This is a genomic window from Rhizobium sp. BK049, from assembly GCF_014193135.1.
In the GTDB taxonomy this organism is placed as follows: Bacteria; Pseudomonadota; Alphaproteobacteria; order Rhizobiales; family Rhizobiaceae; genus Rhizobium.
In genome coordinates this window covers 57718-71979 of record NZ_JACHYV010000021.1, presented here as the reverse complement: position 1 = coordinate 71979, position 14262 = coordinate 57718, and the positions used below count along the sequence as shown (strand labels likewise).

General features: G+C 61.0%; 12 protein-coding genes. 7 read left to right on the top strand and 5 right to left on the bottom strand.

Annotation, left to right across the window (positions count from 1 at the left end; genetic code table 11):
• Window positions 1-36: 36 nt before the first annotated feature.
• The gene (locus FHT70_RS21025) at window positions 37-747 is read right to left on the bottom strand and encodes a GntR family transcriptional regulator (RefSeq protein ID WP_097598867.1); all 711 of its coding nucleotides are present in this window, start codon (window positions 745-747) and stop codon (window positions 37-39) included.
• Window positions 748-953: 206 nt separating this feature from the next.
• Between FHT70_RS21025 and FHT70_RS21020 the strand changes: the two genes are divergently transcribed.
• The 7 genes from FHT70_RS21020 to FHT70_RS20990 all read left to right on the top strand — a co-directional run bounded on the left by FHT70_RS21020 (window position 954) and on the right by FHT70_RS20990 (window position 8806).
• Window positions 954-2432: a sugar ABC transporter substrate-binding protein gene (locus tag FHT70_RS21020; protein ID WP_183704572.1), complete on the top strand. Its 1479-nt coding sequence runs from the start codon at window positions 954-956 to the stop codon at window positions 2430-2432.
• Window positions 2433-2504: 72 nt separating this feature from the next.
• On the top strand, window positions 2505-3464 hold the full coding sequence (locus FHT70_RS21015) for a sugar ABC transporter permease (protein ID WP_183704570.1): 960 nt from the start codon (window positions 2505-2507) through the stop codon (window positions 3462-3464).
• The gene (locus tag FHT70_RS21010; protein WP_183704568.1) at window positions 3461-4351 is read left to right on the top strand and encodes a carbohydrate ABC transporter permease; all 891 of its coding nucleotides are present in this window, start codon (window positions 3461-3463) and stop codon (window positions 4349-4351) included. Before FHT70_RS21015 ends, FHT70_RS21010 begins: the two co-directional genes overlap by 4 nt.
• Before the next feature lie 10 nt (window positions 4352-4361).
• The gene (locus FHT70_RS21005) at window positions 4362-5459 is read left to right on the top strand and encodes an ABC transporter ATP-binding protein (protein ID WP_183704566.1); all 1098 of its coding nucleotides are present in this window, start codon (window positions 4362-4364) and stop codon (window positions 5457-5459) included.
• 32 nt (window positions 5460-5491) lie between these two features.
• Window positions 5492-6655, top strand: a complete 1164-nt coding sequence (locus FHT70_RS21000; protein WP_183704564.1) for a mandelate racemase/muconate lactonizing enzyme family protein — start codon at window positions 5492-5494, stop codon at window positions 6653-6655.
• A gap of 21 nt (window positions 6656-6676) precedes the next feature.
• A complete protein-coding gene (locus FHT70_RS20995; RefSeq protein WP_097598861.1) occupies window positions 6677-7423 on the top strand; it encodes a ribonuclease activity regulator RraA in 747 nt (248 codons plus the stop codon).
• 369 nt (window positions 7424-7792) lie between these two features.
• On the top strand, window positions 7793-8806 hold the full coding sequence (locus FHT70_RS20990) for a methyltransferase (protein WP_183704562.1): 1014 nt from the start codon (window positions 7793-7795) through the stop codon (window positions 8804-8806).
• Between the two features lie 126 nt (window positions 8807-8932).
• Here FHT70_RS20990 and FHT70_RS20985 read toward each other — a convergent pair whose 3' ends face one another.
• Genes FHT70_RS20985 through FHT70_RS20970 form a run of 4 tightly spaced genes read right to left on the bottom strand, consistent with a single transcriptional unit; the run spans window position 8933 to window position 14149 of the window.
• Complete coding sequence (locus FHT70_RS20985; RefSeq protein ID WP_183704560.1) at window positions 8933-10303, bottom strand: alpha-glucosidase/alpha-galactosidase; 1371 nt, start codon at window positions 10301-10303, stop codon at window positions 8933-8935.
• Window positions 10304-10325: 22 nt separating this feature from the next.
• The gene (locus tag FHT70_RS20980; RefSeq protein WP_183704559.1) at window positions 10326-11993 is read right to left on the bottom strand and encodes an ABC transporter ATP-binding protein; all 1668 of its coding nucleotides are present in this window, start codon (window positions 11991-11993) and stop codon (window positions 10326-10328) included.
• Between the two features lie 10 nt (window positions 11994-12003).
• Window positions 12004-13140, bottom strand: a complete 1137-nt coding sequence (locus tag FHT70_RS20975) for an ABC transporter permease (protein WP_183704557.1) — start codon at window positions 13138-13140, stop codon at window positions 12004-12006.
• Between the two features lies 1 nt (window position 13141).
• The gene (locus FHT70_RS20970) at window positions 13142-14149 is read right to left on the bottom strand and encodes an ABC transporter permease (RefSeq protein WP_183704555.1); all 1008 of its coding nucleotides are present in this window, start codon (window positions 14147-14149) and stop codon (window positions 13142-13144) included.
• Between the last annotated feature and the right edge of the window lie 113 nt (window positions 14150-14262).

Genomic DNA, 14262 nt, shown 5'->3' with positions numbered 1-14262 from the left:
CAACTGCCTCTACCTGAAGTGTTCCGGGTATGCACTCTATCCTGCGCGAGCGGCGTTACGCGCACGCATGTGTTCGAGGATGTGCCGCCCCGAGCCTTCGACATGGCGTGCGATAAGTTCGGCTGCCTCGTTCGCCCTTCCGGCTTTGACATGCGCGATCAGCTCGCGATGCTCGCTCAGGATCGCTGCACGCCGGGCAAGCGTAAAATCGAAGCGGCGGCTCACGGCTCGAAGCACTTCGCGATGCTTCCACCAAAGCTCGGCGGCATGGCGATTGTAGTGCTTCCGGTACATGACGGTATGAAAGGCGGTGTCGAGTTCGCTATGCCTTAGCGTGTCGGCAAAGTTGTTCTCTTCAATGAGGCTTTGGATGCGTTCGAGTTCAGCAATGTCCTCCACCGTCGCCATATTCACGAACCAGCGCGTCAGTGAGGGCTCGATTAAGACGCCTATCTCGTAGATATCCCGAACAAAGTCCTGATCGATGGGCCGGACGCGCGCTCCGCGGTTGGGAACGAAGGTGACAAAGCCCTCGCCGCGCAGCAGTTGCAAAGCCTCCCGCACGGGGTTGGTCGAAGTGCCGTGGCGCCGGGCGAGATCGGTGATGACGAGCCGCTCGTTGGCCGCGAGCCGCCCTTCGATGATGTCGTCCCTGATCAGCTGGTAAACAGACGCGCCCTCGCTCGAGGCTCCAGTAGCGTCGATTCCCTCGGGCGGCTGTGCTTTAAATTCGCTTGTCTCGGCCAAGACTGTCCCCAATCCATACACACATTTCCGAGATATCACGCAAAATCTTCTAAAACAATGTACGATTTTCTTCAGTTGACAGATAATCTATGGCATGAAAACGTATTATAAGGTCGAAGGGATACATTAAGTGGGAGAATCCCACGACCTGGGAGCAAGACCGCTCGCCTGAAGAGCGGCTTGGGAGAAAACCTGGGAGAATATCTATGACGAGTCTTTCGCTCGGCCGTGTCGTGGTACGCGGCACTGTATCCACTGCTTTGATGGTATCGTTGATGTCCGTGCCTGCGCTCAGTGCGCCGGTCGACTTGAGCCAGTGGTCACCGCAATATGTGCGCTCGATTGCCGGCACGCAGGAGTTCGACACGGCGGCCGGTTGCGCCAAGGTCACCCCCCTCGACTATAAGGGGCGGCTGACATTCTGGTATCAGGGCGTGTTCGAGGGCGACCCCGACCTCCTGCGCCAGTATTACAAGGACTTCTTCGAGACCTTCCGCAAAACCTATCCAAACATCCAGCTTGAGGAACAAGCCCTTACCTATAACGACCTTCTGGACAAGTTCCGGACCGCACTTTTGGGCAATGCGGCGCCCATGGCGGTCCGCCTACAAATCCTCGGCGGGACCGAGTTCGCCTCAAAGGGTTATTTGCAACCGCTCAAGCCCGAGGATGTAGGCTATTCGACCGAGGATTTCTGGCCAGGCGCCATGAAGGCGGTGACGTGGGAGGGAGTGACCTACGGCATCCCAACCAACAACGAAACGATGGCATTCATCTGGAACGCCGATGTCTTCAAGCGTGCAGGTCTCGATCCCGACAAGGCTCCTGTAACCTGGGACGACGTCGTCAAGTATTCCAAGCAGATCCACGACAAGCTTGGTATTGCCGGTTACGGCCTCGTGGCTCGAAAGAATGCGGGTAATACGCCATACCGCTTCATGCCGCAGCTATGGGCCTATGGCGGCGGCGTCTTCGACGAGGCGACCGCCAACCCGACCTACAAGGAGGTCCAGCTCAATAGCCCGCAGAGCAAGGCGGCCTTGCAAGCCTCCTACGACATGTATGTTCGCGACAAGTCGGTTCCGGTTTCGGCGCTCACCAACCAGCAGGCCGACAATCAGCCCCTGTTCCTCGCTGGCCAGCTCGGCATGATGATCTCGCACCCGTCCGACTACAACGTCATGCTCGACCTGCAGAAGAAGACGACGGGCAGCGACAAGGAAAAAGCCCAGACCGTCATCGACAACATGCGCTACGGCCTCATTCCGACCGGCCCCGACGGCAAGCGTGCCGTCGTGTTTGGCGGCTCCAACATTCACATCCTGAAGCCCGAATATGTCGAGGGCGGCAAGGTAGACGAGCCGGCTGCAAAGGCCATCATCTGCATGTGGACGAGCCCGGAATGGTCGCTGAAGATGGCCTATGCCGGTTCGAACCCCGGCAACCTGAACGGCTTCAAGACCAAGTGGATGAAGGAGCGTCTCGATAACATCAAGTTTCTTGATGTCACGACTTCGATGCTGCCCTACGGCATCCCGTTCCCGGCACTGCCACAGTCGCCCGAGATCATGAACATCATCATCCCGGACATGCTGCAGAATGCCCTGACCGGGGCCATGACGGTCGACCAAGCAGCGGACGACGCAGCCAAGAAGGTCAAAGACCTGATGGACGGCGGACTCTAGTCAATCCTGACGATCTGACCGGCTGCACCTCGATTGCAGCCGGTTTGTTCCGAAGAATAGGGGCACCGCACAGTGACGATCTTGACTGGCAAGGCCGAGGCTCACCGCAGACTGCAATCCGATCGGCTCGGCGTGCTGCGAAACATCTTGGAGCATCGCGCTGACTATGCATACGTGCTTCCCGCGATCGCCGTGATGCTCATCGTCATCGCCTACCCGATCTACTACACAATCGAACTGTCGTTCTTCAACACACCGCCTGGCCTGCAGCTCCGGGACAAGATCTTCGTCGGTTTCGACAACTACACCGCCATCCTCACAAGTGCGGTGTTCTGGAAGGTCACCTCGAACACTCTCATCTGGACCCTGGGATCCACTCTCATTTCATTTGTCCTGGGATTTGCCTGCGCCCTGGCGCTCCATCGCGACTTTGTCGGCCGCGGCATTCTGCGCGCCATCCTGATCATCCCCTGGGTCATCAGCGCTGTGGCCGCGTCCTATATCTGGAAGTGGATCTACCATTCGGACTTCGGGATAATCGGCGCGGTGCTGGTCGGCCTCGGATGGGCCGATCGGCCGCCAAACTTCATCGACAGCGTCAGCACAGTGCTGCCCTCCTTGATCGTCGTCAACATCTGGCGCGAGTTTCCGTTTGCCATGATCATGATGATGGCTGGCCTGCAGACCGTTCCCGAGCAGTTGCTGCGCGCCGCCAAAGTCGACGGAGCCAATGCTTGGCAGCGGTTCTGGCACGTCACCTTTCCGCATTTGAGAAACGTCTCGACGGTGACTATCCTTCTGCTCGCAGTGGCCAACTTCAATTCTTTCATCATCCCCTGGATCATGACCGGCGGCGGACCCTCGAACGCATCGCATATCTGGATCACCCACATCTATGAGCTTGCCTTCGGCCGCCAGCGCTGGGGGGTGGCATCGGCCTATTCGGTGCTGCTGTTCCTGATCCTGATGGCGCTCGGCTACTTCTACGTCCGTGCTCTGAGCGGTAACGAACAGAGGGGTGGAAGCGAATGAGCGCGATTGCCGAGACTGCTCATCGAAGGCAGGCGCGTCGCCGTGCGCGCATCGATGGATGGCGGTGGGGCGGACGCATCTTCCTTGTGTTCATGTTGCTTTACACGGCATTACCGATGGTGTGGATGCTGATCACCTCGATCAAGTCCGGCTTCGCGGCCATGCAATTTCCGCCGCAATGGTGGCCGGACCAACCCACCCTCGCCAGCTACCAGAAGCTGCTCGATCAGCAAAACAGCGTCGGCCAGGACTTCCTGCGCTTCTTCTGGAACAGCCTTTTCGTCTCTATCACCACGACGATCCTTTCGGTGATCGTGGCAGTTCCTGCGGCCTACGCGTTTTCGCGCTTCACCTTCCCGGGCCGGAACTTTCTGTTCTTCGCCGTCCTGCTTCGCAACATGTTCCCGGCAGTGATCTTTCTCGTGCCGCTCTTCATCCTGATGCGCGCCATCGGGCTGGTGAACACGCATGGGTCGCTCGTCCTCACTTACCTCACCTTCGGTCTGCCGCTGGCAATCTGGCTCCTCAAGGGCTTCTACGACAACATCCCGGTGCAACTCGAGCAGGCCGCGCGCATCGACGGTGCAACGCGGTTCCAGGCCTTTCTCCTGATCGTCATGCCGCTCTCGGCTCCGGGCATCATCGCCACGGCGATCTATTCCTTCATCGGCGCGTGGAACGAGTACATCTACGCCTACACCTTTCTCTCCAAGAACGAGCAATTGACGCTGCCGGTCGGCATCCAGCGCTTCTTCTCGGAAAACACGACGGACTTTCCGGGCCTGATGGCGGCAAGCTTCATGATGAGCGTGCCCGTCGTCGTCCTGTTCCTTGTCCTTCAACGATACTTCGTACGCGCCCTCACCGAAGGCGCAGTCAAGCACTAGGGAGTTGCCGGTGGCCCACGTGGTCCTCAAAGATCTGGTCAAGACCTATGGCGCCTTCAAAGCTGTCAACGATGTTTCGTTGACGGTCAATGACGGTGAATTCGTTGCGCTCGTCGGCCCTTCAGGCTGCGGCAAGACAACCACGCTCAATCTTGTGGCGGGGCTTATCCCCATCACTTCCGGCGACATCGTCATCGGCGACCGGGTGGTCAACGACCTCGACCCCAAGGACCGGGACATTGCAATGGTGTTCCAGAACTACGCGCTCTATCCGCAGAAATCTGTCTACAAGAATCTGGCGTTTCCGCTGCAGATGCGCAAACTGCCAAAGGACGAGATCGACAAGAAGGTCAGGGAAGCAGCGCGCGTGCTCGACATGACGCAGCTGCTCGAGCGCAAGCCACGCGAACTTTCGGGCGGCCAACAGCAGCGCGTGGCGCTCGGCCGTGCGCTCGTTCGCGATCCGGCAGTATTCCTGATGGATGAACCGCTTTCCAACCTCGACGCAAAACTGCGCGTGCAGATGCGGTCAGAGATCAAACGTTTCCACCAGGACCTCAAGGCGACGATCATCTATGTGACGCACGATCAGCTCGAAGCGGTGACCATGGCCGACAGGATGGCTGTGATGAACGGCGGCTATCTGCAGCAATACGATACTCCGGCGCAGGTCTTTGCCCATCCGGTGAACATGTTCGTCGCCAGCTTCGTCGGCAGCCCGGCGATGAGCCTTATCCCACTGGAGGCGTCCACGGCAGGCGGCGAGACCGTGTTGACCAGCGCGGAGGGCTGGCGCCTCGAGCTTTCGCCGCAAAACGCCCAGAAAGTTGCAAGGTCATCCACGAGGAAGATCGTGCTCGGCGCACGCCACTCGACGGTCAAGCTGCACAAGAGCGTGGTTCCTGGAAGCATCCCTGCCAAGGCCTATACGGTGGAGCCGACCGGAGACGTCACCTTCGTACAGGCGTTCCTGTCCGGCGCCGTCGTCAATGTCAGCGTGCCGCCGACCGTTGCGGTCACGCCCGACGAACAGATCTGGCTCGAATTCGATCAGGAGCGGATGCATCTGTTTGACGGCGAAACGGAAATGGCGCTGAAGGCCAACTGACTCATGGCGGATGCGTGTGAAACGAGGCGTGGATGACTGCGAAGCTTAAAATCACGGAAATCAAGCCCTATCCTGCATGGGTCGGAACACGCAACCAGATGCTGGTCAAGGTGGAGACCGATAGCGGTATCTTCGGTTGGGGCGAGAGCGGCTTGAGCGGCCGCGAGAAGGCCGTGGCCGGCGCGATCGAGCACTATCGCGAATTTCTCATCGGCCGCGACCCGATGCAGATTGGTCGGATCTGGCAGGAAATTTATCGCAGCCAATATTTCGAAGGCGGGCGCGTTCTGCAGGCGGCGATTTCCGCGATCGACATTGCCCTTCACGACATCAAGGGCAAGGCGCTGGGGGTTCCAGCCTACGAACTGCTCGGCGGCAAGCAGCGCGACCGCATTCCGACCTTCGCCTCGACCGGCGACGAGGCCGAGGGCGATGTCGCCATCGACCGCGCCCGCGAACTGCGCGCACAGGGTTGGCAGGCGATCCGTTTCTTCCCCATCGGGCAAAGCAGCAAGGACATCTTCGAGCCGCGGGAGTCGATCGGGCCTACCGCACGGATGCTGAACAGCGCGCGCGAGGCGCTCGGCGATGACGTCGTTCTCGGCATCGACTACCATCATCGGCTGTCGGTGGCAGAGGCGGCGAGCTTCTGCAACAAGCTCGGCCGTGGTGTGCTTGATTTCCTCGAGGAGCCGATCCGAGACGAAACACCTGGGGCTTACGAATCCCTACGCATGATGACCGACATCCCCTTCGCCATCGGCGAGGAATTTGCCAGCAAGTGGCAGTTCCTGCCATATATCGAGCGCGGCATCCATCAGTTCAACCGGCTCGATGTCTGCAATGTTGGCGGGCTTACCGAAGCGATGAAGGTCGCTGGCTGGAGCGAGGCGCACTATGTGGACCTGATGCCGCACAATCCCCTTGGTCCAGTCTGCACGGCCGCGACCATCCATCTCGCCGCTGCGGTGCCGAATTTCGCCTGGCTGGAGACCAGGGCGCCCGAAGCCAAGCTCGGCTTCGACAATTCCGACTTCTTCCCCGTGCAACCGCGGCTCGACGGCACGGACTATCCGGTCAGCGATCTGCCGGGTCTCGGCGTCGAGGTCAACGAAGAGGCGGTCAAGGCGGAGAGCTTTCGTTTCTGGGAGGCGCCCCACCTGAAGCGCCGCGACGGTTCTGTCACCAACTGGTAGTTTCATCCACCGGAGCCTAAAATGACGCATACGCCCGATATCACGCGACCGTCCAAAGACTTGATCGACGCGCTGAAGGAGATCGGCGCCGCGACCATTGCCGGTACGCTCGGCCACATGGGCTTCCGCAATCCGCATATGGTCGGCCCGGTATCGCAGAGCCGCGGCAAGTCGATCGTCGGCCCGGCGCTGACGCTCCAGTTCCTGCCTCAGCGTCCGGACCTTTTCAACGAGGGAGAATATGCAGATCCGGAGACGCAGCTGCACCGGCACGTGCTCTATCACGTGCAGGAGGGCGATGTGGTCGTGGTCGACGCGCGCGGCGACATGAGCTCGGGCGTCTTCGGCGATATGATGTCGACCTATTTCAAAGGCAGAGGCGGCGCTGGCATCGTCATCGATGGCTGCATGCGCGACCGGCCCAATGTCGAGAAGCTCGATCTCGCCCTCTGGCTGCGCGGCTGGACGCCCAACTACCATGTACAGACGAGCATCTACCCCAACGCCGTCAACGTCCCGATTGCCTGCGGCGATGTCACGGTAATCCCCGGAGACATCATCGTCGCGGACGATGACGGGGTGGTGGTGCTACCAGTCGCAATGGCCCCGAAGGTCATCGAAGAATCGCAAAAGCACCACGATTGGGAGGAGTTCTCGCGAGCGAAGCTGATGGAGGGCGGGTCGCTGCAGCGCTACTATCCGCTGCACGACGATGCCCGCACAGAGTACGAAGAGTGGCGCAAAAGAAACCGCGCGGGAACAATCTAGACAGCGGATTGCTCCAGAAGGCGACGAACTTTGTGAGGCGTCGCAGGCGTCTGCGGAATAGGCACGGCGCAGCATTCGCCCTCGGCGCCGGGCTGATGCGGTTTAGGTGTTCGCAACCGCACCAATTTGAATTCGTACATTGCGACTCAACTTCGCTGTGAAAGTCAGCTGTCGGTATCGCCGCTCAGCCGTTGGGCTCTTGGCTAGTGAATCTTGATTAATTGCCCCCCATCATAAAACGCTTTAGTTTTACTTGGAGGGTGCCTCGACGAGACGGAACGTCCTCGGCTTCGCAGCGCCGTCGGCCACTTCGGTTATCGCGGCAATTCCAGGTGCCGTTCGACGACACGACCTACGAGGAGACGAGCGATGGGCGCAACGACGCCGGACAACATCATGCAGCTTGGCATGGGGTTCTGGGCCTCCAAAGCCCTGCTCAGCGCGGTCGAGCTCGGCGTCTTCACCGAGCTCGCAGCCGGCCCGGCCGACCTGACCGACCTTGAGGCCAGGCTGAAACTGCATCCCCGTTCGGCCCGCGACTTCCTCGACGCCCTGGTGGCCCTGAAGCTGCTCGAACGCGAGGACGGCAGCTATCGCAATGCCACCGATGCGGACCTCTTCCTCGACAAGGCGAAGCCATCCTATATCGGCGGCATCCTCGAAATGGCCAATGCCCGGCTATACGGTTTCTGGGGCTCGCTTACCGAAGCCCTGCAGACCGGAGAGCCGCAGAACGAAGCCAAGTACAGCGAGGACCTCTTTGCTGCGATATACGCGGATCCGGCACGGCTGCGCGGGTTCCTCGAGGCGATGAGCGGGATCAGCGCCGGTCCGGCGCAGGCGATCGCCGCCAAGTTCGACTGGTCGAAATACACGAGCTTCGCCGACGTGGGCGCGGCGCAAGGCATGGTACCGGTGGTGATCGCCAAAGCCCATCCGCATCTCCAGGCCCTCGGCTTCGACCTACCCGCCGTGCAGCCGATATTTGACGAGTTCGTCGCCCGGCACGGCCTTGCCGACCGCATTCGCTTCCAACAGGGCAACTTCTTCGACAGCCCGCTGCCACGTGCGGATGTGATCGTGATGGGGCATATCCTCCACGACTGGGATCTTGCCGAGAAGAGGATGCTGCTGGAAAAAACCTTTGCCGCGCTGCCGAACGGCGGGGCCCTGATCGTCTACGACGCCGTGATCGACGATGACCGCCGCAGCAACGCCTTTGGCCTGCTGATGAGCTTGAACATGCTGATCGAGACCCGCGGAGGATTCGACTACTCCGGCGCCGACTGCCAAGCCTGGATGCGCGACGCCGGTTTCGTATCCACGCGCGTCGAGCCGTTGCTGGGGCCGGACTCGATGGTGATCGGATTCAAACCAGACTGAGCGGCCCAACGCTCGATCAACCTTGTTTTTCCCGCGGCGACTCACGTCCGCAACAGGTTTTTCTCGCAAAAGCCCCGCGGTTGTTGCGACCGCGGGGCTTCTCGACGCCTCACCCGGGAGAGGGGATCAGGCGGCCTGGACTTTTCGGTTGGTACGGGCCCATTCGGGCAGCCAGTCCCCGTGAGCGGCGAGCAGGTCGTCGACCAGCGACCAGATCTGGTCGAGGTCGAGTTCGGCCGCCGTATGGGGGTCCATCATCGCGGCGTGATAGATGTGCTCGCGATTTTCCGTCATCAGCGCCTGCACCGTCAGTTCCTGGACGTTGATGTTGGTGCGGATCAGCGCCGTCAGCTGCGGCGGCAGGTCGCCGATGAAGGTCGGCTGGATGCCGGAGGCGTCGACGAGGCAGGGCACTTCGGCGGCGCAGTTTTCCGGCAGCGAGGTGATGCAGCCATTGTTGCGGACATTGCCGTAGATCACCGAGGGCTCACCGGTCCAGACCGAGTTGATGATCGAGGAGGCATATTCCTTCGACGGCTTCACCTCGATCTTGTCGGCGCTGCGATAGGCCTCGGCCTGGCCCTTCCAGCGCTCGATCTGCTCGATGCAGCGCTTCGGATATTCATCGAGCGGAATGCCGAATTTCTCGATCAGGTCCTCGCGGCCCTCCTTGATGAAATAGGGCGTGTATTCGGCGAAATGCTCGGAGCTTTCGGTGACGAAATAGCCGAGCCGCGTCAGCATCTCGTAGCGCACCTTGTTCGGGCAGCGCGGGTTCCAGCCGGGCTTCGGCGCCCTGCCCTCGCGATAGGCGCGCAGGAGATCGGGATAGAGGTTGCGGTACGAGCCATCGGCCTGGCGATGCTCGAATTTGAGATAGAAGGCCATGTGGTTGATGCCGGCGGCGCGATAGCGGATTTCCTCGTAGGGAATATCGAGATCGTGCGCGAGCTCCATCGCCGTGCCCTGCACCGAGTGGCAGAGGCCGACCTGGCGAATGGTCGGGTATTTCTCCGATATCGCCCAGGTGTTGATCGCCATCGGGTTGACATATTGCAGCATGATCGCCTCGGGGCAGACGGCGAGCATGTCCTCGCAGACCTTCCAGAGATGCGGCACGGTGCGCAAGCCCCGCATGATGCCGCCGACGCCGAGCGTATCGGCGATCGTCTGGCGCAGCCCGTATTTCTTCGGCACCTCGAAATCGGTGACGGTGCAGGGCTCGTAGCCGCCGATCTGGAAGGCGACGACGACGAAATCGGCGCCTGAAAGCGCCTTGCGCTGGTCGGAATAGGTCTCGGCCTTGGCCTTGACGCCGAGCGTCGAGATCAGCTTGTTGACGACGATGGCGCTTTCTTCCAGCCGCTGCGGATTGAGGTCCATCAGGGCGATGGTCGCGCCCGACAGAGCGGGACGCTGAAGCACGTCGCCGATGATGTTCTTCATGAAGACGGTGGAGCCTGCTCCGATGAAAGTGATCTTGGGATTTCCTGCCATTATAGCCTCCGGCATTCGATAATCATGCTACCTCGAAAGCGGCCTTGACGAGCCGTTCGGTGTAAGCGGTCTTGGGATTGGTGAGAACTTCGTCGACGGGCCCCTCTTCCATGATCTTGCCATGCTGCATCACGATGACGCGATGGCAGAGAGCGCGGACGACCTTGAGGTCGTGGGAGATAAAGAGGTAACTCAAGCCCCGCTCGTCCTGCAGCTTGCGCAGGAGCTCGATGATCTGCGCCTGGACCGAAAGGTCGAGCGCCGATGTCGGCTCGTCGAGCAGGATGAATTCCGGCTCCAGCGCTATGGCGCGGGCGATCGCGATGCGCTGTCGCTGGCCGCCGGAAAATTCATGCGGGAAACGCGACAGGATATTGCCGGGCATGCCGGCGGCAACAAGCGCCTCGCGCACTCGGTCCTGCCGTTCGGCCCGCGTCGCGCCGAGCCGGTTTACGACAAGGCCTTCCTCGATGATCTGGCCGATCGTCATGCGCGGATTGAGCGAGGAGAATGGGTCCTGGAACACCACCTGCATGCGGGCGCGCAGGGGCCGCATCTCGGCCCTGGAAAGCCCGTGGATCGGCTGGCGGTCGAAATGGATCTCGCCCGCCTGCGGCGTGTTCAGCCGCAAGATCGCCTGGCCGAAGGTGGTCTTGCCGGAGCCGGATTCGCCGACGAGGCCGAGCGTCTCGTGACGGCGCAGCGTCAGGCTTAGGCTGTCGACGGCGACAAGCTCGCGCATCTCGGGCTTGAGGAAGGTGCCGTGACGCAGCATGAAGCCGACCCGCACGCCCTTGGCATCGAGGATGATGTCGGAGCCCTCCGGCAGCGGATTGGCTTGTCCACGAGGCTCGGAGGCGAGCAGATGCCGGGTGTAGGGGTGCTGCGGATTGGCAAAGAGCGCCTCGGTGACATTGTGCTCTCGCACCTCGCCATGCTGCATCACATAGACGTAATCGGAGAACTGCCGCACCACCGTGAGATCATGGGTGATGAGGATGACCGCCATTCCCAGCTCTTTCTGCAGGTTGCGGATGAGGTTCAGGATCTGCGCCTGCACGGTGACGTCGAGCGCCGTCGTCGGCTCATCGGCGATCAAGACGTCGGGATCGTTGGCGAGCGCCATGGCGATCATCACACGCTGGCGCTGGCCGCCGGAAAGCTGATGCGGATATTGCCGGAGTCTCGCCGCCGGATCGGGGATCTGCACATGTTCGAGCAGCTCGAGCGCCCGCCTTTCCGCATCTTTCCGGCTCATCCGACGATGGGCGCGGATCGCCTCGACGATCTGGCTGCCGATCGTATAGATCGGGTTCAGCGAACTCATCGGCTCCTGGAAGATCATCGAGATGCGATCGCCGCGCAGCTTGCGGCGCGCCCGCTCGGAAAACTTCAGGATGTTGCTGCCGTCATAGGAAACCGTCGATTTATCGGAGACGACGGCACGCTTCGACAGGAGCCCCATCACCGTGCGCGCCGTCACCGATTTGCCGGAGCCGGATTCGCCGACGATGGCGATCGTCTCGCCGCGATAGAGCTGGAAGGAGACATCCTTGACGGCTTCGACCATGCCGTCCTCGACCTTGAAATTCACCGCGACGTTGCGGGCGTCGATAATCGGCGTTTCCGAGCGGCCGTCATGATCATGACGGACGGGCGGGGCGAAGGAGCTGACCAGTGCAAGAGCCATATCAATCACCTCAATAAGGGTCGACCGCGTCGCGCAGTCCGTCGCCGAGCGCATTGAAGGCGAAGACGGTGACGAGCACGAAGCCGACGGGAGAGAGAATCCAGGGATAGGAGCCGATGACCGAATAGGTCGCCGTATCCTGCAACATCAGCCCCCAGGAGATCAGCGGCGGTTTAACGGCAAAGCCCAGGAAACCGAGGAAGGATTCCAACAGGACGACGCTTGGTATGTGCAGCGTCACCGCGACGATGACGTGGCTCATCACGTTGGGCAGGATATGCTGGATGATGATGCGCCGGTCGGTCGCGCCGACGGCCATCGCCGCCCGGACATAATCGATACGGGCAAGGGCCAGGGTCTTGCCGCGCACCTCGCGCGACATCTGCGCCCAGCCGAGCGCCGACATCACGACGATCACGAAGGCGAGGAAGACATTGGTCGGCGCCGTCACCGGAATCAGCGAGGTCAATGCGAGATAGAGCGGCAGCTGTGGGAAGGCGAGCACCAGTTCGACGAAGCGCTGCAGCCAGATATCGAAGGTGCCGCCGAAATAACCCGAGACCATGCCCACCGTCGTGCCGATGAGTGTGACGATGAAGACAACTGTCAGCGCGATCATCAGCGAAATCCGCGAGCCGATGATGGCGCGCGACAGCACGTCGCGGCCGAACTTGTCGGTGCCGAGGAAATGCACCGGCTGGCCATCGGTCGAACCGAAGAAGTGCCGGTTCGCTGGAATGAGGCCGAACAGCTTGTACTCCGCGCCTTCGACGAAGAAGCCGAGCAGCCGCGGATTGTCGTAATCCATGCCGACGATCGGCTGAAAGGTGACCGGATCGAGCTCCTCGGAATCCGACAGCGCGTAGACGCGCGGCCGGAAGACGAAGTTTCCGTCCTTGTCGTGGAAGCTCATCACCTGCGGCGGCGCGAAGCCGACATCGGTCGCCTTCGGATCCATCGGCGCGAAAAAATCGGCAAAGACCGCCATGATGATCAAAAGCCCGACGAGCACCAACCCTGCCATGCCGGTCCAGGAGCGCCGCAACCGGCGCCAGACGAGCGCAAGGTAACTTTCGTTGCCGTGTGACGGCTTCCTGATCGCAGGTTCGGTTGTCGGTGGCGTGTCGGAAGAATCGAAAGCAAGCATCTCAGGCTCCTCCGAACTGGCGTACGCGCGGATCGAGCAGAGCGAGCAGCATGTCGGCGATGATGTTGCCGACGATCAGCGTTGCCGACAGAACCATCATGAAGGTGGCCGTGACATAGACGTCGCCGATCGCCATCGAGCCGACGATCGCCGGGCCGACGGTCGGCAGCGCGAAGATGATCGCGGTTTCGATCTCGCCGGTCAGCATGTAAGGCAGCACCACCCCTTGATACATGACGAGAGGATGCAGCGCGTTCGGCACTGCATGGCGCATCACCACCGCGCCGCCGGAAAGACCCTTGGCCTTTGCCGTCTCGACATATTGCGCATTCAGCGTGTCGAGCAGATTGCCGCGCATGACGCGCATGTTATAGGCGAGCCCGCCGAAAGTGGCGATCGCGACAACCGGCCAGACATGGCTGACGAGATCGACGAATTTCGCCCAGGACCACGGCGCCCCTCCATATTGCGGCGAGAAGAAGCTGCCGATCTCGGTCACGTTGAACTGAAAAACCAGGAGATAGACGATGATCAGCGCCATCAGGAAACGCGGCACCGTCATGCCGAGGAAGGATATCGCCGACAGCGTGCTGTCGATCCAGCTATATTGCCGCGTCGCCGCCCAGATTCCGAAGCCGATGCCGAGCACCGAGGCGAAGATGTGGCAGACGAGCGCCAGCAGCAAAGTGCGCGGCAGGCGCTCGCCGACGACGTCGGCGACCGGCTTGTTGTAGAACATGCTGTAGCCGAAATCGCCGCGTGTGACGATGCCGCCGATCCAGTTGACGTATTGGATGACCATCGGCTTGTCGAGGCCGTGCTCGACGCGGTAGGCCTGCGCCTGCGCTTCGGCCTGGGCATAGGATGCGCCGCCCTGATTGATCAGCTGCGATCTTATGTAATCGGCATAGTCGCCGGGCGGCGCCTGGATGATCGCGAAGGTCACCACGCTCAGGATGAAGAGAACGGGGATCGCGGAGGCTATGCGCACGAGCAGGAATCGTAACATCGAACGGTTCGCTTCTCTCTGCCGCCAGTCGCTCCTTGTCAGCGCGGCCGGCTCGTTGGTCATATCAGGCCGCGCGTCACGCGCGGCCTGGATCTCGTTTCAGCTGGGAGGGA